This is a genomic window from Cronbergia sp. UHCC 0137 (assembly GCF_034932285.1).
In the GTDB taxonomy this organism is placed as follows: domain Bacteria; phylum Cyanobacteriota; class Cyanobacteriia; order Cyanobacteriales; family Nostocaceae; genus Cronbergia.
This window is the reverse complement of record NZ_JAYGHC010000004.1, coordinates 96,265-120,651: the sequence shown is the minus strand read 5'-3', so window position 1 is coordinate 120,651 and position 24,387 is coordinate 96,265. Positions and strand designations below refer to the sequence as shown.

Sequence of the window (24,387 nt, the reverse complement as noted above, 5' to 3'; positions counted from 1 at the left end):
AAATTCGATATTAAAGAAAAATTGGCTCTATTGGGGGCATAGGACGTGTTGTGGCTTCAGGGGCAATTCCATGTCGTAAAGCGAGGAGTAACCCAGAAGCTTCCATGTAACTATTCACGTAGTAAATTTTTCTATGTTCATGGTCAATTCCCAGAATAGAAGGAGTTACTTCATACTGAGTGTAATTATCCCGAACCAGAATAACTGGAATATTCTGCTCAAGAGAGGCAAAGAAGGGAATATTGCCTACTGAACTCTCTGGCATCACCACTGCTGAGACATTTTCTACAGAAATTCCCTGGCATCCTGATGGCAATGGAGTATCAAATTTTGCTAGACGTGGAGAGCGGGTTAATCCTTTCAAAGTCGAACAGAGAAATGAACTAGAGATTAACTCTGCACCATCCCGTGGGTCTCCTAGAGTCCCAAACATGGTATGAGCTTCATCTAGCAGTAATGGTGAATGGGCAGCAGTAAAAGGATAAAAATTCGTCGTCATGTGGGTAAGAATTGCCTCTGCTCCTCCCCAGGGATTTGGTATAGATTCTTTGTTGTAATACTGCTGTCGAACTTCATCCTCAACTAAGAGAGTGGTGGAAAAAGCAACAGCATTGGTATCTGTCTGAGCAACAATATCTAAGGCTTTCATCAACTCATCAATGCCCTCAAATTCTCCAGAGGCATGACCATAGGAGGAATAAGTACATTTGGTGCTTACTTGTCCACCTGTTACTACTACAGGATCAATATTGATTCCGCCAACAGTTCTCAAAGCATTGAGAGCATTAAGGATATTGTTCAAAAATTTCTCTTGGGTTTTCTCAATAATCACACCAATTTTGGTGCGAGTTTCTGGAATTAGAGTGGTATTTCCCAACAAAAGATGGCAAATTAAATTTCCTTCTAGGTAAAGAACATTGTCACTGGCATAATAAAGGTCAGAAGCTGTAACTGAGTTGGGATTAACAACTAAATAATCACAAGTTTTGGCTAAAAGATTGACGCTTGGGGTAGCATCACCGGCAAAACCTCCTATTTCCGCACGTACTCCTGTAGGAATAATGCTGACAACAACAAAAGGTTTAGCCGAAGATATTTGACGAGGACGAATATTTAATAAAGAAGGCCAGATAGGTTTTCTATCTGTTTCTAAAAAACTGGTTTCAAATACTAACTTATTATCTCGAATTGCAGTTAAAATTATTCGGATTGGTGTTCCTGGTAGTCCGATTTCTGCAATTCTATCAGCAATTTCACTCCAAATTAATTGCTGCGGAGGACATTGGATTTCAAAATCTTTAGTAATAACTTGGGACACAATTTAACCTACTTTACTATATTCAACCTCTACTTATACATGAAATTGAGCAGTTATAACTAAATTTCAGCAAAAATTAAGTATTTGTATTGCCGTCAATTCACATAGTTTTATGATTTGGAATACCAACTTGAAAGAATATGTCCGCCTATGCAAATAAATCAAAAAGCTGAGACGATGCCCAAACTAGACATCGCCTTTTAATGTGTTTAGCTAACCACCGCTTCTACTTTCTCCTTCACAGGCACATAAGGTTTTTCTGCACCCTGGGCTAAATAAGCAGCCAACTGACTTTCTATTTCATCGCGCACAATTTGCCGATATTCCATAAAATGCTCAATGTGAGCGCAGGTAGAAACGTACTGTTCAATCACTTTAGGGTTATGCTTGAGAATGCTAAAGAAGTGATGCCAAAATTTCCAGCGTGTTTCTCTTTTAAAACCTTGTCGCCAAACTATAATTAATAATGCTCTGATCACTACCCATTCTGGCGTTTTAGCTGGTGCTGTCCATTTGGGAGAACCCAACATCAAAAAACAACGATAGGTGCGATCTAAATAGGCTACAGGATCGTATAAAGCACAGAAGGCTTCAACATATTCTCTGGCTAGTTCTTCTAAAGGACGGGTGGGGATAAAGTTCATCAATGTGGTTTGGTTGATGTTCCCATCTTTATTTTCCCGCAGTCTGCCTTCTTTTTTCAGGCGATGCCATAATGCAGTGTTGGGTAGTGCTTGTAACATGGCAAAGGTAGTGGAAGGAATAGCAGCAAGTTCGGCAAAACGCACAATACGCTCACCTGCACCGGCCTTTTCTCCATCAAAACCAATAATAAACCCAGCCATTGGCCGTAAACCGGCTTTAATAATAGTTTCTACCGATTCAGTTAAAGAACTGCGAGTATTTTGAAACTTCTTCGTCAGTTGTAAACTATCTTCATCTGGAGTTTCAATGCCCAAAAACACAGCTTTAAAACCACAATCAACCATCAATTCCATCATTTCTTGGTCTTGTGCCAAATCAATGGAGGCTTCTGTGTCAAAATTGAATGGGTATTGATGATTTGCCATCCAGACTTTTAACTCTTTTAGCAACAATTTCACATTCCGTTTGTTGCCGATAAAGTTATCATCCACCATAAACACACCCCTACGCCAACCCAACTCATAGAGATAATCTAACTCTGCTAAAAGTTGTGCTGGTGTTTTAGTTCTGGGTTTGCGTCCATATAAAACAATGATGTCGCAAAATTCGCATTGGAAGGGACAACCCCGCGAAAACTGTACCGACATCATATCGTAGGCATTAAATTCCAATAAATCAAAGCGGGGAATGGGTGTACCTGTGACATCAGGTTTTTCTGTAGCCCGGAAGACTCCCGATTTTTCACCGCGTTGCACTGCTTCCACAAACATGGGTAAAGTCAGTTCCCCTTCATCAAGAATGAGGTAATCTGCCCCTGCTGCTTCCACTTCATGGGGTGTAGAGGTAGGATAGGGACCACCCAAAGCTACTAACTTACCGCGTCTTTTCGCTTCCCGGATTTGATCTAGTAAATCTTGTTTTTGGACGATCATGGCAGAAAAAATCACAATATCTGCCCATGCCCATTCTTCCTCGGTTGCAGGGCGAATGTTACGATCTACAAGTTTAAATTCCCACTCTTGGGGTAAAATCGCTGCCACTGTCACCAAACCCAGAGGTGGTAACAGTACCTTGCGATCGACTAAGGCTAAAATTTTCTCATAAGACCAAAATGTGCTTGGAAATATTGGATAAACTAGCAAAACGCGCATAGTATCACCCCTCACGATTTATTTGTGATCTAACTGTAACCAAAATTAAGGCTATTTGACTTTTTTCTCAATTTGTCTGTTGTATGTGAGAGTGGGGGATTGTCTGAATCAGGATGTCCAGGATTTAAGGATGAACAGGATGAAGACAGTAATTTTTTCACTCATTACGCATCATCACTTATACAAACCTCGACTTGATACTCCCTTCCCACTCCAAAATTACTTATGTTTTTTCTCTGTGTTCTCTGTGCCTCTGTGGTATGCCTGACGGCACGCTACGCGAACGTTATTAAAAGTTTAGGTAATTTAAGAGTAGGATAGGAGTAACTAGCAACTTGGGTTAAGATAATTTTTTATGGATAGTACAAGTTGGGAAAATATTAAATCTAAGTATAAGCTAGGACATTTTGTTCTAGAAAAAGTAGAATTTCATACACCTTTTGGCGTTTTTGTCAATATTAATGAGTCTTTAGTTAAGGGGTTAATCAAAATCCCAGATTTTTTAGATCAAGGGGGGATGAGTCCAGAAATGTATCCAGAAATTGGTACAACCATAGGCGCGGTTGTGGTTGGATATAATGATAGCGATCGCCGCGAGATGTATTTAAGTGCAAATTTAGTGTACTGCATAAAGCCCTTGTACCCCTCAAGATTCCTGGTTTAGCTGATTAGGACTGATTGACTTTCTTCTCAATTTGCCTGTTGTATGTGAGAATAGAGAAACAATTTTGATCGCTTAGTTGATTATGAAAGTAGACTTTGCACCGATTTTTGAACTAGGGTTGTCAGAAAAGCTACAACTTCTGGAAGATTTATGGGATGATATTGCTACGAAATCACCTAATCTTCCTGTATTAGACTGGCAAAAAGAAGAACTTGCTCAAAGAAAAGCTCTCCATTTACAAGATCCTAGTTTAGCTAGTTCTTGGGAATCAGTAAAAGCAAGAATCCGTAGTCGCAGCAATGGTTAAGAGTCTTATTACTTTACCGCAAGCAGAACAAGACATTGCTGATGCTTATGATTGGTATCAGGGACAAGAATTAGGATTGGGTGACGAGTTTTTGCGGTGTGTTGATGCTTGCATCCAATTTATTGCCAAAAATCCTGAAATGTATGAATTTGCTCATGAAACTTACAGACGTGCTTTAGTCCGTAGGTTTCCTTATGCTATTTTCTACGAATACGTTGAGAATATAACAACTATATACGCGGTGTTTCACTGTTCTCAAGATCCTAAAAAATGGCGTAAGCGGTTAAAATAATTACGTCAGTTGTTAGTTAGGTAAACTGTCAGAATCAGGATGTCCAGGATTTAAGGATTTACACGATGAAGACAGTAATTGGATCACTAAGTAGCTTGGCAAAATTAATATAAAATTCCTCTACAAACCTCTCATGAATGAACAAGATCAGACAAAAGATAATTCGATACAAAATCAAGATGAAAACTTGCCAACTTGGGCGGTTTTTGTTCGCCTGATTATAGAAATAGCAGATAAACTGATTTGGTTATTTGTACTGTTTATTATTGCAGCAATAATAGGGACTTTTGTTGTTGTACCATCACTTGGAAACGGGTTAAAACCTCCTGATCCAATCATTACTATACCTCCACCAGTAATAGATTTAACTAAACTTAATTCAGAAATTCGTAAGGATTTAGAAAATGCCCGTCAGGAAGCTAAACAATTTGCATCTAATAAGTTAGATGTGTGGGTAGATGAGCTAATGGTAAAAGTAGATGACAGGTTTCTTCCTTGGTATTTTGGATACTGGAATCAGCAATTTATTGGTATTCAATCCCTCTTCCAAACTGGTTATCACTGGCTTAATGGTAATACTCCCACTGCTGAAGAAAAATTAAATCAAATAGTTCAGTCTCAATTTACTAACCTGGTATTGCAGCCGAAAATTGCTCAACTTGAGATTGAAACTTTAACTGATGAGACTCGCAATGTCTACATCAATAGCCTGAAAACTCAACTTAATAATACTAAACAAAACTTTAATATCCCTGAATCGAGATGGCAACGATACCTTCAGGATATCTCTCTAATAACACGCTCTTCCGAAAGTAACAGAGAGACTTCACTTGCCTTTAAATCAGCAGGAAGTACAGCTATTGCTGGAGGAGTAATTCTGGTAAAAACAAGTGCTAAGACTTTTGGTAAATTTGCAGGAAAATCTGTTGGTAAAATTACTGGGAAGACTGTAGGAAAGATGCTAGGAAAAGCTGGAGGAGTTGCCAGTGAGGCTTTAGGAGAAGCTGTGGCAGTTGCAACTGCACCGATTGTAGGTCCAATATTAGGGATAGGAATTGTTGCTTGGGACTTAATAGATCACTATCAAACTCGTAAAGTCAATGAGCCAATTCTTAGGAGCGAGATCAAAGAATATCTAACAAAAATGGAAGCTAATCTTCTGAATGACAGAAATACGGGTATTATGTCTCCAATTTATGACTTGGAAGTACAAGTTTTCAAATCTCTTTCTCATTCTTAAAACACATAAGTGTTATCGCTTTTCCCATAGAGTCGCATTTCATTAGACCACATTTTTTGTTTAAATGATAGCGATGGCTGCTACGAGGGTAGCGATCGCTATTTTTTGTATAGGATGGTAAAGCGATCTCCCTATTTCCAAAATAACGATATCTCTCCTCTAGCGATTTGTGCCACTAACTTTCAACCCCGTCCGCTATAGTTTGATCCCATAACTGTCTCTCAGAAACCTCCTCTTGCCACAGAGTTTCATTCTGCCTTAAAATAGTGAAAGCTTCATTGGCTCGTGTCAGAAACAAAGACCTGCGATAATTCTCAATAGCTCGATCTAAAATTGATTGAATTGTCTCACCAGAGTCCTCTACCATCGTTAGCAGAGTTTTGTGTGTAGTTTCACTGATGCTAACTTTTAGTTCAGGCATGACTTTTTCTTGTTGCTCACTGACATCATTATAGCAGTTGCGAGGGCGATAGCGTAAGCGCTGACTTGTCAGTTCGCATGAGATAAACTAGAGGAGAGCGATCGCGTAAGCACTGACTTGTCAGGTTGCCATTTATTATGCTTTAGAGGTTTAAATATATGACAAACCGGGAGCAATTAATCCAAGAAATCGAAGAAACTCCTGATGATATTGTACAACTTTTACTAGATTATTTACATCGTGTGAAAGCTACACGCAAAGATCATCCCCTAGCTAAATTTGCAGGAATTTTAAGCAACGCAGAAGCAACAGAGATAAAACAATCAATTGCTGAATGTCGGCAGGTAGATAAAAATGAGTGGTGAAATTGCTTTAGATACTTCTGTTGCAGTTCGTTTTTTAAATGGTGACACTGCAATTATTGAAAGAGTGTTAACATTACCAGAAGTTATTTTACCTTTAGTGGTAGCAGGAGAATTGTTATTTGGGGCTGAAAATTCATCCCGTCCATTACAAAATTTACCGCGTTATCTGGAGTTTATTTCAACTTGTACGGTTGTACCTTTGGGAAGAGAAACAACTTTTATCTATTCTCAAACTCGTTTAATGTTAAAGCGAAAAGGGCGACCAATACCAATGAATGATATTTGGATTGCTGCTCAGTGCTTGGAAAAAGGATGGATATTAGTTACAGATGATACAGATTTTGATTATGTAGATGCGTTGGTATTGGAGCATTGGTAATTTTGTTTTAAATAGTCAGTAATAAACTACAATTCCATCCGCTATAGTTTGCTCCCATAACTGTCTCTCAGAAACCTCCTCTTGCCACAGTGTTTCATTCTGCCTTAAAACAGTGAAAGCTTCATTGGCTCGTGCCAGAAACAAAGACCTGCGATAATTCTCAATAGCTCGATCTAAAACTGATTGAATTGTCTCACCAGAGTCCTCTACCATCGTTAGCAGAGTTTTGTGTGTGGTTTCACTGATACTAACTTTTAGTTCAGACATCACTTTTTCTCGTCACTCACTGACATCATTATAGCAGTTGCGAGGGCGATAGCGTAAGCGCTGACTTGTCAGTTCACATGAGATAAACTAGAGGAGAGCGATCGCGTAAGCACTGACTTGTCAGTTTGCCATTTATTATGCTTTAGAGGTTTAAATATATGACAAACCGGGAGCAATTAATCCAAGAAATCGAAGAAACTCCTGATGATATTAGACATCTCCGGTAAAGATTGTAGAGACGTTCCATGGAACGTCTCTACAGGGGTTGTAGGTCACGCATATTTAGTTTTTGGAGATGTCTATTGTACAACTTTTGCTAGATTATTTACATCGTGTGAAAGCTACACGCAAAGATCATCCCCTAGCTAAATTTGCAGGAATTTTAAGCAACGCAGAAGCAACAGAGATAAAAATGAGTGGTGAAATTGCGGTTCTTTCATCGCTTTTATGGAGAAAAATAAAACTATTCTTATTTAATAACGATAAATTTAAATCATTCAAGCTGAAAGCACCATTTCTATAAAGCTTTACAAACTTTTTGACATACGAAAATAAGCATAGGATCATAATAATAATTATCAAATTCAAGTTACAAAAATCTAACCAACTGCAAAATCAGTAAGTTGGTATATTGCCATAGAACCAGATAGTGGAGAATATTTAATTGATCAGGATAGAATGCAATCTCATAAAAGAATGTTGAAAAGCTAAATATCCTCAAGACATTTCGTTTTTTGTTTGAATGAAACGGGGACAACTGGCACAATATGATAGATGGTTATTTTGGAGATAATGGGCAATTATTTTTTGAGATTGAATTAGTTACTAATGATGGCTTAAATCTTCCTATAGATGCCCTATTTGATACGGGCTTTGCAGGTTTCATGGCTATTGATACACAAGATTTAGATGGATTAGAATGGGTGTATAGTGGGGAGGAAATGTTACGCACTGCGAAAGGTGAATCAAAATTTCAGATTTATTTAGTTCAAGGGATATTAGACGGAAGGAGTTATCAAATTCCTGTGAATGTGGGGAAAGGAATTAATGAAATTTTATTAGGTTCTGAGTGGTTAAAGTTGTTGCGTTTAGTTGTGGATTTTCCAGAGGGTATTTTGACTTTGGGGTAATTTTTTTTATCTCACGCAGAGATGCAGAAATTGAAACTTATCGTTAACGCGAACAACCCAACCTACATAACTGATAGTTTCTGAAATAATCTCTTTTGTTTGTTGTTGGTTATTTGATCCCAGTTGTTGAATTAACTGTTCTAATAACCATTGTTTATCTTCAATGGAGTAAGTTTGTAATATTTGTTCAAGTTCAATAATTTTAGGTGATGGCATAAATATTTTTTTGTAGAAACAGTTTAGTTTAGTTTAGTCTTATTATAGCAAATCCTTGGGTAAAACGGAATTAATAACATGGAGTTTTGAATGATATTTATATCCGTTTTACTCAACTTACCACTACTACAACCGAAGAATAACACAAGTAGTTTATCTTCTACCCTGCAACACAACTAGCAATAAAATATACAACAAAAATCACCAGTATAATTAGAATGAAAGGGGCTGCATTTTTTGGTATTATTTTCATACACCACTCCTGGTTAGTAAAAACAATTAAAAATTTCCCTACTCACAACTAGATAAATTTTGAATAGGGAAAATAGTGTCGAAAGAGTAGAAAGTTTCTCTTGAGTGTCCTTTTAGTCTTGAGAAGCTCTGTCATTAATATCTTCAGCGAGTCTAATGTTAGCTAGAGTAAAATTCATTCCCTCTTTTAATGCTTTTTTACCTTTATGTCCAGCAGCATATTTACCAGCTATTGAACCACCAGCTGCTGCACCAAACAGCCCTAAAGCTTTTCCTAAAGCAATTAAGCCTACTGTTGTTGTTATAGGTTCAATAGCAAGATGTAGTAAATTTGTTGATAACATAGAATATCACTCCTTAAAAAATCTATGGAAGTCCCTTATCTCTGATAGTATCTTTTAATTTTTCAATGATTGTAGGATTTAGTACACAACTTTTAGTAGGATTTAGTAGGATTTAGTAGGAATTTGTAAGATTTGGTATACTTGTAATATGACCAATATATAAGTGTAAACATAATATGCAGAACATTGATGATGTTTTACAATACATGGATAATTTAATCTTTGAGAACACAGGTGAATATCTTACTCCTGTACAAGAAGCAATTCTCAAAGGTGTTTGGGAGGGTAAAAAATATTGGCAAATAGCTATAGATTATAATAACTGCACTGAAGATCATATCAAAAAAGAAGCGGCTAAATTATGGAAAAAGTTAGGTGAAGCATTAGAAGAAGACATTAATAGTTATAATGTTCGTCGTGAAGTAGAAAAAAAATATCGTGTTTCTCAAGGGGATAACTTTGGTTACTGTGTACAAGTTAATGAAGGTAATATTAATATTTGTGATAAATCACTACAAACTAATAACTATGAACAGGAGCATTTTAAACCTCCCCAACCCAAAAATCAAACACCTAGAATTGACTTAACGAAATCCCCAGAATTAAACTATAATTATGGACGTAGTTCAGAAATTGCTACTCTCAAACAATGGATATTAGAAAATAAAACTAGACTAATCACAATTTACGGATTAAGTGGAATTGGTAAAACTGCTTTAACTCTAAAATTAATCTCAGAAATTAAAACGGAATTTGATTATATTATTTATCGCAGTCTTGATCATCTTCCTCAACTGATAACTCTTAAAGATGAACTTAAACAATTTTTTTCTCAATCCCAATCTAACCCATTACCTGAAATCATAGATTATTTTAGCTCATCTCGTTGTTTAGTAATTATTGATGACGTAGAAAATATTTTTCAATTTGGTAACTTAGCAGGTCAATATTTAACAGAATATAAAAATTATAGTAAATTTTTCCATAAAGTTGCTACCTCATCTCATCAAAGTTGTTTAATTTTGATTAGTTCGGATAAACCTCCAGATATAGAAACTTTAGAAATTCAAAACAAACACACAAAAACATTATCTCTTCAAGGTTTGGGAGAAGATGCTAAAGGAATATTGAGAGAAAAAGGATTAAAAGATGAGGATAAGTGGGACGAATCAATAAGACTTTATCAAGGTCATCCTGGTTGGTTAAATATCATTATATTAACTATAAGAGAATTTTTTAATGGTAAAGTTTCCCTGTTTTTAACAGCTAATGATGATCTATTTTTAGGAGATATAGAAGCAATTTTAGAAAATCATTTAGAGCGTTTATCAGAGTTAGAGCATAAGGTTATTAACTGGTTAGCAACACAAAACGAACCTATAGATATTTCTCAAAAACCTGCTGATTTTGAAGTATCAAATGCTAGATTTTTACAAATTATACAATCTTTAACACGACGGTGTTTAGTAGAAAAAGTTATAGGAGAAGAGGTAGTTAAATTTCAGCTTAATCCTTTATTTAAAACATACATAATTAACTCATGTTGTGATTAATTAATTGAGAAAAATCAACCTTGAATATTACAAAATTTGGTAAGTTTGTTTTAATGTCTGTTCTATTGAACCTACACGCTCAAAGACTTCAATCAATTGATGTGATTTGGTTTTGCGGTGTGTTAAAATTGTTTTTAGTGGTGTTAAAAATTTAATATCTGGATCATCAGCTAGAGCAATTTCAGCAGCTTGTAAAAGCTTGGTGGCATTGGTGAAAATTTCCTCATTGTCAAACCCAGATTTTGCCGAAATTTGATGTAATTCAGCATCAGGAACAGTAGACCGACCTGGTAAAGTTTGATCTAATGCCAAACCTTTTAATAATGCCAATAAACCTGCATAGATAGCAAAATCATCACAACTATCACAAGCTTTAAATTCAATCCTTCCCACTTCGGCGGGAATCCTAGCAACTTTTGTTAATGAGGGTACACTTTTAATTAATTGTTCTTTTTGTGCCACAAAAACAAGTGTTGCTGGTCTTCTCCCCGTCCTGATAAATGTTCTGACTGATAAACCTTGCCAAATTTTCCCATCATAAAAGGGAGAACTATAACTAAAAGGGACAATATAAGGACTATAATAAGTGAGTTTTTTGCCAATATCAATTACACGTTCTATCGGTAAATCAGCGACAGAAATATTCAAATCTGGTCCATAACTCACCATGTAAATATTAGCGGTTTGTTCATCGGGATAAGCCTGTAATTGTTTAAGTTCAAATTCATTTAATGGGGGTTGAGGTTCAAAAACTCGATGATCAGGATTAAAACTAACTAAAACCGGCGAAAATCCAAAATTAGCAGCCACCTGACGCAGTAAAATAAAACTTTCTGTTAATTCATTAACTGCACCTTGAATAGTTGAATGTATAGTTGTTCTGATTTCAATACCTTTGGCTACGCAGTCAATTACTTCTTCTGAATCAGCAAATCTTTCAAATCCCTCAATATACCACCGTTTCTTTTTAATACCGGCATCACCTACCCGTAGTTGTGGATAATCTTGGGGGTATATTGGTAATTGCTCAACAATTTGGTTAAAATCGGCAAATTTTGTACAGGAGAAATCTGCAAACTTTCCGTCACGGTTGAGGAAAGCAACTTCGTGTTCAATTCCAAAAAAAAACATATTAAGTGTTGAAAATTTTCAATTTACTACTTATTGAGATAATTTCCTGCAAGAACCTATATCTCATCAAGGAAAGGGAAACCCCTATGAGTTTGATGACTCAAAACTCTGCTTCATGAATCTGATATTATACTGATTTTATTTATTGTCTCACTAAAAAGAATTTTTTGCAACTGTTTTGAGCATATTTCATGTTATACTGAAGGATTGGTGTTTAATTAGGTTGTTTAAATAATACCTTGTCCATTTTTTGTAGGTTGGGTTAACCGACAGTCCAAACCAACGCATTTGTTGGGTTTCCTTGCGTCAACCCAACCTACAGATCAAGACTTTTTTCGATTTGGACAAGGTATTGTTAAGCTAAGATAAATTTAAGTAGGAGTTTTGGGTCTATCGTAATTACAATAGCAAAATTATTTCAACCCTGTTCCCTGCTGTATGAAATTGCTTCTTTAGGTTGCAATGACACAATAGAACCATTAAAGATTTCGGACTTTAACATGGATCAGGTTTAATTAAATACATATCTGAAATCAATTGACAAAATTACAGAAAATAACTAATTATGCAATTTATTGATCAAGCAGAAATTGAAGTTGAAGCTGGTAAAGGTGGGGATGGTATTGTTGCTTTCCGCCGAGAAAAATATGTGCCGGCAGGTGGTCCCTCTGGTGGGAATGGGGGGCGTGGTGGTTCGGTGATTTTTGTGGCGGTGGAAAATCTCCAAACTTTGCTGGATTTTCGATATAATCACCTGTTTAAAGGGGAAAATGGGGGTCGGGGTGGTCCGAATAATTGCACGGGCGCTTCAGGAAAGGATTTAATTATTGAGATTCCCTGTGGTACTGCTATTTATGATGCAGAAACGGATGCTTTGTTAGGCGATTTAATTGAACCTGGACAACGGTTTCGGGTGGTTGAAGGTGGTAAGGGGGGTTTGGGAAATCAGCATTTTTTGAGTAACCGTAATCGCGCCCCGGAATATTCTCTCCCTGGATTACCGGGTGAAAGAAAGTTCCTGCGTTTGGAGTTAAAGTTGTTGGCGCAGGTGGGAATTATTGGTTTACCTAATGCTGGTAAATCGACTTTGATTTCTTCTTTGTCGGCTGCGCGTCCTAAAATTGCTGATTATCCTTTTACTACGTTGATACCTAATTTGGGTGTGGTAAGAAAGCCTACGGGTGATGGTACGGTGTTTGCTGATATTCCTGGGTTGATTGAGGGGGCTTCTCACGGTGCTGGGTTGGGTTATGATTTTTTACGTCACATTGAACGGACGAGGGTTTTGTTACACCTAATTGATGCGACGAGTGAGGATATTATTGCTGATTATAATACGATTCAGCAGGAGTTGGAAATTTATGGACGGGGTTTAGGAGAGCGATCGCAAGTTTTGGCATTAAATAAAATAGATGCTGTAGATCGGGAAACTGTGGATTTGGAGGCGTTAGCTAGGGAGTTAAATCATCTTTCTCATGCGCCGGTGTTCATAATTTCGGCGGTGACTCGCACTGGTTTAGATCCGATGTTGCAGGAAATTTGGCGGATTCTTGATGTGATGAATGCGGCTGAGGAGGAGGTTGGTGTGTTGCAGTATTGAGATTATTCAGTTTCCAGCATTATTATCGGAATTAACGAACCGCAGAGGCGCAGAGAACGCAGAGGAAGGAGGTTTGAGTGGTCACTGAGCTTGTCGAAGTGAGATTTTTTGCGTTAGGTGGTTGAGTGTTTTTTATTTGGAAGTCTCTTAAACCTTAATCGTTTGTTTTACTGGTATCTGACGTTCTGGCATTGGTTGAAGTGGTGCATTAATTGGTGCATATTTACAATAACAAATCACAATCATATCAAATCCCATACCAGGAATATCAGGAGTATAGGTTTCAATACTGGTTACTTCCCAATCACTCAAACGATGATGGGTTTTGGCTTCTGGATATTTGGGGTCAACAAACTGCTCGACTTTGATAAACTCTGGGGGACGATAACCAATTTGGGGTAATGGTGTATCTGAGCAATCATAGTGTTCACTTAAAGTTTTAGTTAAGGAACCTGTGTGAGCATATTTTCTATCTTGCCAACCTGGTTGACGTTTATCAGCACGAAAAACAATCCACTTACGCATCGTTTTTATCCTCTGTATCATAATAGGACTGGGGAAATTCGGTATCACCGTCAAAAATACAGTCTACTGGCAAAATATCGTTACCTGTTTCTTCCACGTCAACAAGTTTCCAACCGTATTTTTCTGCCATTTCGTCGCAACATTCTTCATCTGCTGCTGCATGACGTGATTTATTTTGCTCCTGGGGTTCTGCCATAATTATTCAACTTATAGATTCTGTCAATGCGTAACTCCTAAATTTTATAATTTTACCTGCTGATGTGGGTTAAACCTGTATAATTTAGTTTTCGCTCTCAATAGTTTTAGTTTAACGATATTATTCTTTGGCTAGGACTCCGTTAAGGAAAATTTCGGCTAGTCCTTCGGCCATTTGCTGCATTTCTTGGGGTGAAGCGTTGGGTTCTAGGAGGGTGTTGTCAGAAAAACCAGCGATCGCAAACATTCCTAAAAATACTTTAGCTACTAATTTAGCATCCATTTGTCGGTAAACACCTCTATCCATCGCTGTTTGGAAGAAGGCTTCGGCTACATCGGTCATTTTATCAATTACTTCTGTTTGAATGCGATCGCGCAAATCTGGGTGAAACTGCACTTCCATGAAACAAACCCGCATAATCTGGGCATTTTTCTGTAAATTCCACATTCTCCGGCGCATTACTTGAGCTACGGCTTTATAGCTGGCCATTTCGCTTAATTCTGTCAGCAAATCCGTGAGAATATCTACCCACCCGCTAGTGGCAACTTCTACCAAAATCGCCTTTTTATTGTCAAAATGACGGAATAATGTCCCCTCCGCTACCCCTGCGGCCTGCGCTAAATCACGGGTGGTAGTTCCATCAAATCCCTGATCTGCAAATAACCTTTGTGCCGCTTGAAGAATACGGGTGCGTGTCTGGGCTTCTGATGGTGGGGGGGAATTAAAAACTCGCATGGTAGTTATTGTGATATCACCGGAACACTGTTTGTAGCATTATTGTCTAACATTAAGGACAAAAAGCTTAATATCAACATTAACGCTTTGTTTGTCAATTGGTCTATTTCCGAAGTAAAGTCATTGAAACTTAACTTTTGCTTATGAATCATTCAATTTTACGTCTGTGGCGACGGCTATTTTTAACTGTTTTGGTACTAATAATCTCTTTTGGGGGATTGTTTCCAGATGTTGCTACAGCCCTACAACCAGGACAAAATTCCATTCAACCCTATCTAGATCGGGTGATCCAGGAGTTGACGGAGTTTAGTCTAGATAATGGAATGAAGTTTATTGTTTTGGAACGACATCAAGCGCCTGTAGTTTCCTTTGTTACCTATGCTGATGTGGGTGGGATAGATGAACCAGAAGGAAAAACTGGTGTGGCTCACTTTTTGGAGCATTTAGCCTTTAAAGGGACTAAGCGTATTGGTACTACAGACTACAAAGCTGAAAAACCACTCTTAGAGCGTTTAGAACAGCTAGAAATGGCGATTAAAACCGCTAAGGGTGAGGAACTGACGCAGTTGCAAACCGAATTTAAGTCGGTGGAATCCCAAGCATTGAAGCTAGTTAAGCAAAATGAAATGGGACAAATTGTTGAGCAATCGGGGGGTGTGGGTTTAAATGCGACAACTTCTACTGAAGCTACCCGTTATTTTTACAGTTTTCCTAGCAATAAGTTAGAACTGTGGATGTCTTTAGAATCCGAGCGCTTTCTAGAACCGGTGTTTCGGGAGTTTTATAAGGAAAGAGATGTAATTTTGGAGGAAAGACGGTTGCGGGTAGAAAATTCTCCCGTCGGACAAATGTTGGAAGCCTTTATTGATACAGCATTTAAGGTTCATCCCTACAGAAGACCGGTGATTGGTTATGATCAAGATATTCGCAATTTGACCCCCCGTGATGTTAGACAATTCTTTGATAATTATTATGTACCTAACAATTTAGCGATCGCTATTGTTGGTGATGTCAACCCCACAGAAGTTAAAAAACTAGCGCGAACTTACTTTGGACGGTTTCCTGCTAAACCTAAAGCCCAGCAAGAACTCCCCCTAGAACCCAAACAAACCCAACCCAGAGAAGTCACTCTCCAATTATCTTCTCAGCCTTGGTATTTTGAAGGTTATCACCGTCCAGCTATCACCCATCCAGACAATGCAGTTTATGAACTCATGGGTAGTATTTTGAGCGACGGAAGAACCTCACGACTGTATAAATCTTTGGTGGAAACCCAGCGTTTGGCGTTAAATGCTCAAGGTTTTAGTGGTTTTCCAGGAGATAAATATCCCAACTTAATGTTATTTTATGCTCTCACTGCTCCCGGTCACACAGTCGATCAGGTAGGAGAGGGATTAAGACAACAAATTGAAAAGCTGAAAACTGAACCTGTGACTGCAACAGAATTACAACGAGTCAAAACCCAAGCTAGGGCTGCTTTATTGCGTACCCTCGATTCAAATATGGGTATGGCACAACAGTTATTAGAGTATGAAGTAAAAACTGGTTCTTGGCGGAATTTGTTTAAACAATTAGAACAAATTGCCGCAGTTACTCCTGCCGATATTCAGCGAGTAGCAGTAGCCACTTTTGTACCAGAAAATCGGACGATTGGCAAGTTGTTGTCAAAATAAGGAATTACAAATATGGTCAGTTTTGCAGTGAGAAGTAAATGGTTTAAACGTCGGCAATTGATTTTAACTTTGTTGCTGTCTTTATCATTTTTATTGGTGACATTTAATTTTTCTTCGGCAGCGACACAAGCCAAACATTACACAGATTTGCAGTTTACACCATTGACGGAAATTAAAATTCCCAAATATGAACGTTACACACTAAAAAATGGTTTGGTAGTCTATTTAATGGAAGATCATGAACTACCATTGGTGAGTGGAACGGCACTTTTGAGAACTGGGACTCGTTGGGAACAAGCTAATCAGGTGGGGTTAGCTAGTTTGGTGGGTACGGTAATGCGGACTGGGGGAACTCAGAAATCTTCTGCTGATAAGTTAAATGAAATTTTGGAACAACGGGCAGCAGCAGTAGAAACTGGCATTGGTGAAGGTGCTGGTACTGCTAGTTTTGACGCATTGAGTGAAGATTTAGAAACGGTGTTGGGATTGTTTGCTGAGGTAATACGAGAACCGGCATTTCCCCAAGAAAAATTAGATTTAGCTAAAACGCAAATTAAGGGTGGGATTGCTAGAAGAAATGATGATCCTAAGAATATTGTTAGTAGGGAGTTTAAGAAATTAATTTATGGGGAAGATAGTCCTTATGCGCGAACAGTGGAGTATGCAACGTTAGATCAGATTTCGCGCGAGGATTTGGTCAAGTTTTACCAGGAATATTTTCATCCCAATAATATGATATTAGGGATTGTAGGGGATTTTGAAGCCAAAAAAGTGCGATCGCTCATTGAGGCTAAATTTAGCGACTGGAAACCGAATTTGAAATTAACTTTACCCCAGTTACCACAAGTATCACCAGCTAATTTAGGTGGTGTGTTTTTTGTAAATCAGCCCCAATTAACCCAGAGTAACGTCCTCATTGGCCATTTAGGCGGAAAATTTGATAATCCTGATTACGCAGCCTTGGATGTAATGAATGGGGTATTGAATGGATTTGGTGGTAGATTATTTAACGAAGTGCGATCGCGCCAAGGTTTAGCTTACTCTGTCTATGGTGTCTGGAGTCCCCGTTTTGACTATCCAGGTATGTTCATGGCTGGGGGACAAACCCGTTCTGATGCTACAGTCCAGTTTGTCAAAGCCTTAAAAACAGAAATCAAACGTCTGCAAACCCAACAAGTGACAACCAAAGAATTAAATTACGCCAAAGATTCCACACTCAATTCCTTTGTCTTTAACTTTCAAGACCCGTCCCAAACCTTATCACGGTTAATGCGTTACGAATATTATGGTTATCCAGCCGATTTCCTGTTTCGCTATCAAAAAGCCCTTACCAACACCACCACAGCAGACATCCAAAGGGTAGCGAAAAAATATCTGCAACCAAAAAACCTAATTACCCTGGTAGTCGGAAATCAAACCGCAATTAAACCCCCATTAACCCAGCTTTCCGCTCAAGTCACCCCAATAGATGTGACAATTCCTGCATCTCAAACCCAAGCACAAAATTAAATAGGGTTTGCGGAAAAAGTCCTTTCGTTAGGGCTAGGAGTCAGGAGTCAGGAGTCAGTAGTCAGGAGGAGAGTTAAAAACATTTTTTCATCCCTGGCTATCCACAAAAGTGCAAGGTTTTTCAGACACAAGACGCTATAACCTTGCACCCACCGCCTTTTGGGTTTATATGCCTAACGGTACGCTACGCTATCAGCAAGCCCTAAATAAGCTGTTGGATATTCAACCCTCTCTTCTTCTGGCTACTGTGTACACACAAGTCCTGTTAACATTAAATCGGCGGTTAGAAACCGCACGCCAGTTGCTTTAAGTCGGCAGAGCCGCCCAACGCACTGGCTCAACTACACAGGCATGGTGCGTAGCGGCTTTCCGTAGGGAAGGCCACCTCCGTGGGTTGAAAATCAGTGGTTTTTCTTCAGTCCACGCAGGTGGACTTTGTTTGTGTAGCCGTGATTTATAATCGCCAGGGCTTGTTTCTTCTGGGAGAGAGGTTATTTTTATAATCCGGTCTGACACACCACAGCACAAAGGAAAAACCGCCTGAGTAGGGTGCGTCAGATGGAAAATTACTGATTAACTTGAGATGTAACTTGAGGTAGTCCCATACTGTAGTTTGTGACACGGCTGGAGAGATTGTAGCTAATTTCGCCTTTTTGCAAGAGCGATCGCAAATAATGCTCTAAATCTGACCCAATCCGGCGCAAATTATAATCTGTTAGATCCTCGCCACTAGAAGCTTCTACCAATTCGTCGAATTTACGATAAATCTTTTGCAGAGCATCTTCATTCCAGTTAAATTCGTTGTCTGGGTCAATGTCTAACGTTAAAACCTGGTTGCTAGGAACTAATTCATCACGGTCTATTTCACCCGCAAAGATCCGAACATGGCGGGTTGTGGACTTGAGGAGCGTCGGGTTATCCATAAATTAAGGTGTAAGTTGTGGGTGAGTTACACTGCAACTATTGTGACATACTCCACACACTTTTCTTGACAGGGCGACCTTGAGGCGAGAAATTTCTCCCCGAAAGTTCCCTGGTAAGTGTGGGCTGCTTAGAAACTCTTCTTTGAAGAATAAGCACTAGGAGCTTTTTTGTAAAATTATTCCATGAAAGTTAAACAGGCTGCTTTTCAGCATTTAATTAGATTACACCTATTAGTCCCATTATATCAGATTTGATTACTTCGTGAATATATCAGGAGTTTAACGATTCTTCCCCCTTGTATTTGCCAATCAAATAGATACCAGATGGAGAATACAGCAGAATAGACGAGAAAATACTTTTGCCTGTTTGGAAAAAATAATTACTAATTGGCTCACTGAAGCGAAAAAACAATTGCTCAATCAATATTGTGAGCAAGAGAGAAAAACTTAAACAGATGTTTTGCAGCAGTCAACTAATCCATTGGCACAGCACCTAAAACCACTTACCTGTGTTCACATTCCTACCTTCCTTGATATTATGTCAAATCTGAAAATTTTTCTACCTTGTTCAGTATATCTAGTGGCTGACAAACCAGACATACTCTTGTGTCAGCTTATCGGCTAAAATGATTTGGTTCTGTTTATATGTAATAATCCGGTGCAAAAGTTTGGCTTTTTATGTCATGGCTGATTAAGTACACCTTAATTTCTTCATTAACAATGCTGACATTTAGTGATATTACTTGATTTTGGCACACCCATATCTGGCTTTGCTCAAAATTAAAATATGTGCATTTGCACTTACGTGTAAACACCAAATGAATAGTAAAAACTTAAACGGTTATTGACGTTTAGATAAAGTTAATGTAAAAACTTTTAATAAAGTCGAACAAGTTCTTACAAAAACTTTATTGTATGGAATCTCAAAAACTGAATAATAGTTTATGACTTAAATCAGCCCTACTTAGCTCTTTGATGTCAGAAACTAACCATCCAATATCCAATTAGTAGAAATACAGGGGGCAAAATGGCATAAAAATGTGACGGATGAGGAAAAATTCTGACTACAAACCCGTTGGATTCAAAAGCAAATATAAAGAATTTTTTCTAGATACCTACCTCCTCTCCCTCATGACCACCAAGTAAAGGAATCCTCAAAACTATGAACTCCAAAGCATTGCCGCGCCAAATAAATAATCTCGAAGTGGGTGTTTATGAGTGCGAAATTCATCTTAAATTCCGTTTAATTGAGGAAAAGAGTCTATTGAGCGATCGCGAGCAACTTTTACAGGTATTGCTAGATGCTTTAACTGAGGGATCTGATGACTTTTTAGAGACATTACAAGCTTCCGTCAAAGCCCAAGAGGTTTCTGAGTTTAAAGCTTCACCTCAAATGCGTCGTCAATTGATGCGTTTACGTAATGTAGTTGACAACAGCAGTGATTAGTTAGGTAAAGTAACCGCCAAGGTGGTTAGGACATCAATTGTTAGCGTAGTTTGACCTAAGCCATTGATGAAACTCGTTTCACAACAGGGTTTTAATTCTGACTCCTGACTCCTGACTCCTGACTCCTTCTATAATTTGTCTCTGGGAATGAATCAGATATCGTTGGGTTTTGCTCTGCTCAACCCAACCTACACAACTCTTAAAAGTGGTTTATTTAGCCAGACCATGTTCTAGGGCAAAACGAACTAACTCTGTACGGCTATTAGTCCCAGTTTTACCAAACAAACGACTAACGTATTTTTCGACGTTGCGGACGCTGGTTTCTAGACGACGGGCAATTTCTTTATTCATCAATCCTTCGGCTACAAGGTTTAAAACACTTTGCTCTCTGGGGGTTAAATCAATTTTAAAAGGGGCTGGGGATTGGGTAATCGCGTTTCTATGAGTTAATATTTCCCTAATTTGGCGAATTTGATTGGCCAAATCGGCAATATTAATAGTTTCGCTCTCTTCACCGGTGACTGTAACTTGAAGATTACGACGGGCTAATAAATTTTCCACGATCGCGACCAATTCATCAGGATCAAAAGGTTTGGGTAAATAAGCATCAACACCAGCTTGGTAGCCTTGAATGCGATCGCCTGTCATTCCCTTGGCTGTTAAAAACACAACCGGCAATGCTTGGAATCGGGGATCATCTCGCAGTTGTTTCAGAAATTGATAGCCATCCACCTGGGGCATCATCACATCAGAAATCACTAAATCTGGTGTATTTTGCTGCATCAAATCCCATCCTTCACGGGCATTACTGGCAGCTTGAACACTAAAACCGCTTTCCTGCAAATACTCCTGGACGGCTTCCCGCAATCCCGGTTCATCATCTACCAGTAACAATTGTGCTGACATTGACAGTTTCCTAAAGTGTTCTTTTTTCCAATTTAGCGAAATTTGGTCAGAATTGCTTAACGGAAATTATGCAGGGAGTTATTAATTTTTGGATATTTTGTAGTCTGTAGGGTGAGTCAAACAAAATAATTTAGGCTAAAATCACTAATTTTTAGATTCTGACCCACCTAACTTAATCTAAAAAAGCAACTTACCCAAGATCATCGGGATCTATTCCTAACTCCCGCAATCTTTGAGCTAATTGTTGGGTGCGTTCAGCCTCTTGTTGCGCTCTTTGCTCGGCAAATTTAGCCCTCTGTTCAGCGAATTTGGTTTGTTGCTGGGCAGCACTAATCTGTTCTTGTGGAGTCGGATAACGCTTACCTGTTTCGTCGTACCAATACAGCCATTCCCTTGTCACACCGCAATAATTCCCCCGTTCACAACCGATTCCTAAACCAATTTCTGGTAGCCAAACAGGATTGTCTGACTGTAACTCATACTTACCATTAACTAACTTATGTACTTCTAAATGGGGTTTGCGACGACGACGAGAAGAATAAATTACATAATACAGCACACCTAAAGCTGCATATTGTTCTAATTTTGTGCTGTATTCTTTGCGATAATTTGCAGAAACCACCTCTAAGACCAAAATAGGGAGAACATTTTCATCCCATAAAACATAACTAGGCCTTAATTCTTCATCATAAAATCTTTCTACCCCTAAACTCAAAAAGCCATCAGGGACAATTGCTGGTTGATCTGGATGATAATAAATTGCCATATCTATAGCAAATAACCAGTCCATTCTATCTGCCCATAGTAAGAGCAATATAGCTTTGAGTAACCCTGGTATTAATTCTTGTAGTTCATTATCCACAGGCGTTTCGTCAGAATCAGGTAGTTCTTCTGCTGAGGGTAAATACCTTGGCAGGTTTAATTTTAACATAATGATTTATCCCAAGCGCTTGTATTGATTATAGATTTAACTAACTAGACAAACACGAATAAATTTATCTATAGGTTTTGTATACAGTACCGATGACTAAAAGCTAAAAACCCCTATTGTTATTCCTTTTGATTTTTAACTTTTGCCTAACGGTACTATTGGAGTTGTCCGTTGCATGAGAACATACAGTTATCATACATAGGTCATAGACTAAAGTGGCATTAATGCCCTTTGGCACTTAGGACAGACAGCATGAATGGTTAATTGACAGTCCAGCAGGTGAAAACCTTCTTTTTGTGATGTTTTTGAGCCAATTTTCAAAATTGAGTCGTTTTTAAACTCAATAGTTGTATTGCATTTAACACAAATTAGATGATGGTGGTGATGGGGATAGGGCTGATTGATTTCATAATGTTTATGCCCTTCACCTAATTCTAGCTCTCGCAGAATCCCCATTCGTGCCATCAACTTCAAAGTCCGATAAATAGTTGATAAACTAATCCCTTCACCGTCAGTTTCTAAACGCTGATAAAGATCCTCGGCGCTCAAGTGTTCGCCTTGGGGAAGTTCTTGAAAAATGTGTAGAATTATTTCGCGCTGGGGAGTTAAACGCCAACCGCGATCGTTTAGTTCTGCCTTGAGTGAACCAGTTGTGTAGACAGTCATACTAAATTTTCTCAACAAAGCCTGTTAATTGAGAATATAGCAAATTTTAGACCAGATTTGCAACAATCATGACTTATTGAGAATCTTTGCTAAATGTACAAGGGAGGGGGGCAGGATTGAAAATATTTTGGTGTCTGAGTTTGATAATCACTTTATATTCTCACCTACCTGACTACGGCTATATCACCCTAATTTTTGCCTAACTTAGAGATTCTAAATAATCACGGATGATGTTACGACGTTTGGGTTGACGTAGTTTTTGCAAAGCTTTAGATTCAATTTGTCGTACACGTTCCCGTGATAGATCAAGGGCGCGACCAATTTCTGCTAAAGAGTAAGCATGACCATCTGCTAACCCAAACCGCATCAAAATAACATCACGCTCACGGCTAGTTAGGTCATCTAATAGAGTGTGTAAATCTTTTTGTAAAGATTCCCGCATCAAGGTTTCTTCCGGGGTGACATTATCTGTTTCTAGTAATTCACCTAACTCAGTATCTTTATCCTTTCCGACCTTGGTTTCTAGGGAAACAGAACGGGGGACTCGTAACAACACTTCCCGGACTTGGGCTGCTGTCATGTCTAACTCAAGTGCTAGGTCTTCGAGGGTGGGGGTACGGCCTTTTTCTTGGGCAATTTTGCGTTGCGCTTTTTTAATTTTGTTCAGTTTTTCGGTAATGTGAACTGGTAGGCGGATGGTGCGACTAGAAGTAGCGATCGCTCTGGTAATTCCTTGACGTATCCACCAATAAGCATAGGTACTAAACCGATAACCTTTGGTTGGGTCAAATTTCTCTACAGCCCGTTCTAAACCAAGTGTACCTTCTTGGACTAAATCCAACAGTTCTAAGCCCCGGTTTTGATACTTCTTAGCCACAGAAACAACTAATCGCAGATTGGCCTTAATCATGTGGGACTTAGCCTGGAGTCCTTGGGTTTGAACCTGTTCTAGTTCTTCTACGGTTAACTTGGCAATTTCTGCCCAGCGCCGTTTACCTTCTGATAAAATTGGCTTGAGATCCGATAGGTTCACACCGGCTGTACTAGCCCATCTTTCTAACGAAGGGCGGTGTCCCAATTCTGATGTCAACCGCTCCTGAAATTCAATTAACCGCAGATAGGGCGAAATTACTTCATCACCTTCCTTGGCTGCATTCGCTAATACAACCCGCATCTTTAAATATCGCTGTACTTTCTGAGCTTCAGCAACTTCTTCATCTCGTCCTAACAACCGGACTCTACCAATTTCTTGGAGGTATAAACGTACTAAATCTGTACTACGACGGTTGGTTGAGTCGCCTAAGTTTTGAGCCTCAACAGCAGCTATTTCTAAATCTTGAACGTCGTCTAGTGACAAATCGCCTTCATCAATCGTAAGATCAGAGTCTAATGGGTTAGACTTGTGGGAATCGTAGGGGGCATCAGCATAAAAAGAGGTTGGTGGCATGAGGTCTTAATCGCTCCAGATAACAATAAATTGCGGTCAGTTAAAATTACATCAGCTAATCAACTGTTGCTATTATTCCCCTGAACCAAGATGAATTAACAAGGGTGATAGTTCCAGTAGATTTCTTTGCAAAAGAAAGATTATACTTGTTTTC

The 24,387-nt window shown here is 38.6% G+C and carries 28 protein-coding genes; 13 read left to right on the top strand and 15 right to left on the bottom strand.

Annotated features, from left to right (window positions below):
• Positions 1-10: 10 nt before the first annotated feature.
• Positions 11-1,318, bottom strand: a complete 1,308-nt coding sequence (locus tag VB711_RS02990) for a DUF3326 domain-containing protein (protein WP_323284205.1) — start codon at positions 1,316-1,318, stop codon at positions 11-13.
• 209 nt (positions 1,319-1,527) lie between these two features.
• The gene (locus VB711_RS02985) at positions 1,528-3,114 is read right to left on the bottom strand and encodes a B12-binding domain-containing radical SAM protein (RefSeq protein ID WP_323284204.1); all 1,587 of its coding nucleotides are present in this window, start codon (positions 3,112-3,114) and stop codon (positions 1,528-1,530) included.
• Between the two features lie 355 nt (positions 3,115-3,469).
• On the opposite strand from VB711_RS02985, the gene VB711_RS02980 reads away from it, so the two are divergent.
• The 4 genes from VB711_RS02980 to VB711_RS02965 all read left to right on the top strand — a co-directional run bounded on the left by VB711_RS02980 (position 3,470) and on the right by VB711_RS02965 (position 5,617).
• Positions 3,470-3,778 (top strand): RNA-binding protein, encoded by a 309-nt coding sequence (locus tag VB711_RS02980; RefSeq protein WP_323284203.1) that lies wholly within the window; start codon positions 3,470-3,472, stop codon positions 3,776-3,778.
• An 82-nt stretch (positions 3,779-3,860) separates the two neighbouring features.
• Positions 3,861-4,085 carry an addiction module protein gene (locus VB711_RS02975; RefSeq protein WP_323284202.1) on the top strand — a complete coding sequence of 75 codons (225 nt, stop codon included), beginning with the start codon at positions 3,861-3,863 and terminating at the stop codon, positions 4,083-4,085.
• Positions 4,078-4,377, top strand: a complete 300-nt coding sequence (locus tag VB711_RS02970) for a type II toxin-antitoxin system RelE/ParE family toxin (RefSeq protein ID WP_323284201.1) — start codon at positions 4,078-4,080, stop codon at positions 4,375-4,377. The genes VB711_RS02975 and VB711_RS02970 overlap by 8 nt, the downstream gene beginning before the upstream one ends.
• A gap of 133 nt (positions 4,378-4,510) precedes the next feature.
• The gene (locus tag VB711_RS02965; RefSeq protein WP_323284200.1) at positions 4,511-5,617 is read left to right on the top strand and encodes a hypothetical protein; all 1,107 of its coding nucleotides are present in this window, start codon (positions 4,511-4,513) and stop codon (positions 5,615-5,617) included.
• Between the two features lie 175 nt (positions 5,618-5,792).
• Here the strand turns inward: VB711_RS02965 and VB711_RS02960 are convergent, their stop codons facing one another.
• Positions 5,793-6,038 (bottom strand): hypothetical protein, encoded by a 246-nt coding sequence (locus VB711_RS02960; RefSeq protein WP_323284199.1) that lies wholly within the window; start codon positions 6,036-6,038, stop codon positions 5,793-5,795.
• A 158-nt stretch (positions 6,039-6,196) separates the two neighbouring features.
• Between VB711_RS02960 and VB711_RS02955 the strand changes: the two genes are divergently transcribed.
• Together VB711_RS02955 and VB711_RS02950 are read left to right on the top strand one after the other, a co-directional pair.
• Positions 6,197-6,403: a hypothetical protein gene (locus tag VB711_RS02955; RefSeq protein WP_323284197.1), complete on the top strand. Its 207-nt coding sequence runs from the start codon at positions 6,197-6,199 to the stop codon at positions 6,401-6,403.
• Positions 6,393-6,782, top strand: coding sequence for a type II toxin-antitoxin system VapC family toxin (locus VB711_RS02950; protein ID WP_323284196.1), 390 nt, complete (start codon positions 6,393-6,395; stop codon positions 6,780-6,782). The genes VB711_RS02955 and VB711_RS02950 overlap by 11 nt, the downstream gene beginning before the upstream one ends.
• Positions 6,783-6,797: 15 nt before the next feature.
• Here the strand turns inward: VB711_RS02950 and VB711_RS02945 are convergent, their stop codons facing one another.
• On the bottom strand, positions 6,798-7,049 hold the full coding sequence (locus VB711_RS02945; RefSeq protein ID WP_323284195.1) for a hypothetical protein: 252 nt from the start codon (positions 7,047-7,049) through the stop codon (positions 6,798-6,800).
• A gap of 295 nt (positions 7,050-7,344) precedes the next feature.
• Here VB711_RS02945 and VB711_RS02940 point away from each other — a divergent pair, with 295 nt between their 5' ends.
• Both VB711_RS02940 and VB711_RS02935 read left to right on the top strand, forming a co-directional pair.
• The gene (locus tag VB711_RS02940) at positions 7,345-7,572 is read left to right on the top strand and encodes a hypothetical protein (protein ID WP_323284194.1); all 228 of its coding nucleotides are present in this window, start codon (positions 7,345-7,347) and stop codon (positions 7,570-7,572) included.
• A 244-nt stretch (positions 7,573-7,816) separates the two neighbouring features.
• Positions 7,817-8,179 (top strand): aspartyl protease, encoded by a 363-nt coding sequence (locus VB711_RS02935; RefSeq protein WP_323284193.1) that lies wholly within the window; start codon positions 7,817-7,819, stop codon positions 8,177-8,179.
• Positions 8,180-8,185: 6 nt separating this feature from the next.
• Here the strand turns inward: VB711_RS02935 and VB711_RS02930 are convergent, their stop codons facing one another.
• On the bottom strand, positions 8,186-8,395 hold the full coding sequence (locus tag VB711_RS02930) for a hypothetical protein (RefSeq protein WP_323284192.1): 210 nt from the start codon (positions 8,393-8,395) through the stop codon (positions 8,186-8,188).
• Between the two features lie 365 nt (positions 8,396-8,760).
• Positions 8,761-8,991 carry a hypothetical protein gene (locus VB711_RS02925; protein ID WP_323284191.1) on the bottom strand — a complete coding sequence of 77 codons (231 nt, stop codon included), beginning with the start codon at positions 8,989-8,991 and terminating at the stop codon, positions 8,761-8,763.
• Between the two features lie 176 nt (positions 8,992-9,167).
• On the opposite strand from VB711_RS02925, the gene VB711_RS02920 reads away from it, so the two are divergent.
• Positions 9,168-10,544 carry an ATP-binding protein gene (locus tag VB711_RS02920; protein WP_323284190.1) on the top strand — a complete coding sequence of 459 codons (1,377 nt, stop codon included), beginning with the start codon at positions 9,168-9,170 and terminating at the stop codon, positions 10,542-10,544.
• 27 nt (positions 10,545-10,571) lie between these two features.
• Here the strand turns inward: VB711_RS02920 and VB711_RS02915 are convergent, their stop codons facing one another.
• Positions 10,572-11,675, bottom strand: coding sequence for a glutamate--cysteine ligase (locus tag VB711_RS02915; RefSeq protein WP_323284189.1), 1,104 nt, complete (start codon positions 11,673-11,675; stop codon positions 10,572-10,574).
• 565 nt (positions 11,676-12,240) lie between these two features.
• Between VB711_RS02915 and obgE the strand changes: the two genes are divergently transcribed.
• Positions 12,241-13,275 carry a GTPase ObgE gene (obgE, locus tag VB711_RS02910; RefSeq protein WP_323284188.1) on the top strand — a complete coding sequence of 345 codons (1,035 nt, stop codon included), beginning with the start codon at positions 12,241-12,243 and terminating at the stop codon, positions 13,273-13,275.
• A gap of 147 nt (positions 13,276-13,422) precedes the next feature.
• Here obgE and VB711_RS02905 read toward each other — a convergent pair whose 3' ends face one another.
• From VB711_RS02905 to VB711_RS02895, 3 genes are all read right to left on the bottom strand, one after another.
• Positions 13,423-13,800, bottom strand: coding sequence for a hypothetical protein (locus tag VB711_RS02905; protein WP_323284187.1), 378 nt, complete (start codon positions 13,798-13,800; stop codon positions 13,423-13,425).
• Entirely contained in the window at positions 13,793-13,996 is a 204-nt protein-coding gene (locus tag VB711_RS02900) for a hypothetical protein (protein ID WP_323284186.1), read from the bottom strand. Before VB711_RS02900 ends, VB711_RS02905 begins: the two co-directional genes overlap by 8 nt.
• A 120-nt stretch (positions 13,997-14,116) precedes the next feature.
• The gene (locus VB711_RS02895; RefSeq protein WP_323284185.1) at positions 14,117-14,731 is read right to left on the bottom strand and encodes a TetR/AcrR family transcriptional regulator; all 615 of its coding nucleotides are present in this window, start codon (positions 14,729-14,731) and stop codon (positions 14,117-14,119) included.
• Between the two features lie 143 nt (positions 14,732-14,874).
• Between VB711_RS02895 and VB711_RS02890 the strand changes: the two genes are divergently transcribed.
• Entirely contained in the window at positions 14,875-16,404 is a 1,530-nt protein-coding gene (locus VB711_RS02890; protein WP_323284184.1) for a pitrilysin family protein, read from the top strand.
• Positions 16,405-16,416: 12 nt separating this feature from the next.
• Positions 16,417-17,913 carry a pitrilysin family protein gene (locus VB711_RS02885; protein ID WP_323284183.1) on the top strand — a complete coding sequence of 499 codons (1,497 nt, stop codon included), beginning with the start codon at positions 16,417-16,419 and terminating at the stop codon, positions 17,911-17,913.
• Between the two features lie 566 nt (positions 17,914-18,479).
• Here the strand turns inward: VB711_RS02885 and VB711_RS02880 are convergent.
• Positions 18,480-18,836, bottom strand: coding sequence for an NAD(P)H-quinone oxidoreductase subunit M (locus tag VB711_RS02880; protein WP_323284182.1), 357 nt, complete (start codon positions 18,834-18,836; stop codon positions 18,480-18,482).
• Positions 18,837-19,998: 1,162 nt separating this feature from the next.
• Between VB711_RS02880 and VB711_RS02875 the strand changes: the two genes are divergently transcribed.
• On the top strand, positions 19,999-20,283 hold the full coding sequence (locus VB711_RS02875; RefSeq protein ID WP_323284181.1) for an Npun_R1517 family heterocyst differentiation transcriptional regulator: 285 nt from the start codon (positions 19,999-20,001) through the stop codon (positions 20,281-20,283).
• Positions 20,284-20,493: 210 nt separating this feature from the next.
• On the opposite strand, the gene VB711_RS02870 is transcribed toward VB711_RS02875, so the two are convergent.
• The 4 genes from VB711_RS02870 to sigC form a co-directional block, all read right to left on the bottom strand.
• Entirely contained in the window at positions 20,494-21,189 is a 696-nt protein-coding gene (locus VB711_RS02870) for a response regulator transcription factor (protein ID WP_323284180.1), read from the bottom strand.
• Between the two features lie 190 nt (positions 21,190-21,379).
• Positions 21,380-22,120, bottom strand: a complete 741-nt coding sequence (locus VB711_RS02865; protein WP_323284179.1) for a Uma2 family endonuclease — start codon at positions 22,118-22,120, stop codon at positions 21,380-21,382.
• A gap of 210 nt (positions 22,121-22,330) precedes the next feature.
• Positions 22,331-22,786 (bottom strand): transcriptional repressor, encoded by a 456-nt coding sequence (locus VB711_RS02860; RefSeq protein WP_323284178.1) that lies wholly within the window; start codon positions 22,784-22,786, stop codon positions 22,331-22,333.
• 199 nt (positions 22,787-22,985) lie between these two features.
• Entirely contained in the window at positions 22,986-24,233 is a 1,248-nt protein-coding gene (gene sigC, locus VB711_RS02855) for an RNA polymerase sigma factor SigC (protein ID WP_323284177.1), read from the bottom strand.
• Between the last annotated feature and the right edge of the window lie 154 nt (positions 24,234-24,387).